Below are 1358 nucleotides of genomic sequence, written 5' to 3'. Positions count from 1 at the left end.
GGCGTGCAGGTGCTGCAGGCTGCCAACACCGGCATCACCTCGCTGCAGAAGCTGATCGACAGCGCCAAGTCGATCGCCAACCAGGCGCTGCAGACCACGGTCGGCTACTCCACCAAGTCCAACGTCTCCACGACGATCTCGGGTGCGACCGCGGCGGACCTGCGCGGCACGACGTCGTATGCCAGCAACACGGCGCTCAGCAGCGTGCTGTACAGCGGCGCTGCCGGCGGCACGACGGCTGCGACGGGCACGACGACTCTCGGTGCGACCCAGGGCACGTTCTCGAACACGGTTGCCGTGAACGCCGCCGACGGCACCACCGCTGTGACGGGCACGATGACCCTGATCGGCACCACCGCCGCCACCAAGATCGGCACGGCTCCCGCCGACGGCGACACGCTGACCGTCAACGGCAAGACCATCACCTTCCGCGCCGGCTCGGCTCCGCTCGCGGCCGCGGTCCCGACCGGCTCGGGCGTCAGCGGCAATCTCGTGACCGACGGCAGCGGCAATACGACCGTTTACCTCGGCACCGCCGGCACCCCGGCTGCGACCGTCAACGACGTGCTGACGGCGATCGACCTCGCCAGCGGCGTGCAGACCTCGACGATCACCAACGGTGCTGCGACCATCGGCGCCGCCTCCGCTGCGACGCCGTCGTCGATTGCCGCAGGCATCGTGACGCTGAAGAGCTCGGCGGGTGCGGACGTGTCCGTGACCGGCAAGGCCGACCTGCTCAAGGCGTTTGGCCTGACCACCGCGACGGGTGGCGGCAACGCCACGGCGACGGCGACCCGCACGACCAGTTCGACCTCGCTGGGCGCTCTGATCACGGACGGTTCGACGCTGAACGTCAACGGTAAGGTCATCACCTTCAAGAACGCGCCGGTCCCGGGCTCGGCCAACGCCCCGGCGATCCCGACCGGCTTCGGCGTCAGCGGTAACGTCCTCACCGACGGCAACGGCAACTCGACGGTCTATCTCCAGACCGGCAATGTCTCCGACGTGCTCAACGCGATCGACCTTGCCACCGGCGTGCAGACCGCCACCATTGCCGCCAACGGCACCGCGACGTTTGCGGCCGCCTCGGGCCAGATCGCCTCGTCGATCAACGCCTCCGGCCAGCTCAAGCTCTCGACCGGCATCAATGCCGACCTGTCGATCACCGGCACCGGCAATGCGCTGAATGCGCTTGGCCTCGCCGGCAACACCGGCACCGCCAGCGCATTCTCGGCGGCCCGCACCTCCGGCATCGGCGGCATCAGCGGCAAGACCCTGACCTTCACCTCCTTCAACGGCGGCACCGCGGTTGACGTCACCTTCGGCGACGGCACCAACGGCACGGTCAAGACGCTGGA

General features: G+C 68.9%; 1 protein-coding gene. It reads left to right on the top strand.

Annotated features, from left to right (window positions below):
* Positions 1–1358 (top strand): DUF1522 domain-containing protein (locus EHH60_RS36845; RefSeq protein WP_124163999.1); only part of this gene is annotated, 1358 nt, incomplete at both ends.

The sequence above is a fragment of the Bradyrhizobium sp. RP6 genome (genome assembly GCF_003837805.1).
Lineage (GTDB): Bacteria > Pseudomonadota > Alphaproteobacteria > Rhizobiales > Xanthobacteraceae > Bradyrhizobium.
The sequence above is the reverse complement of the archived record's forward strand: the minus strand, read 5'-3'. Positions and strand labels throughout refer to the sequence as shown.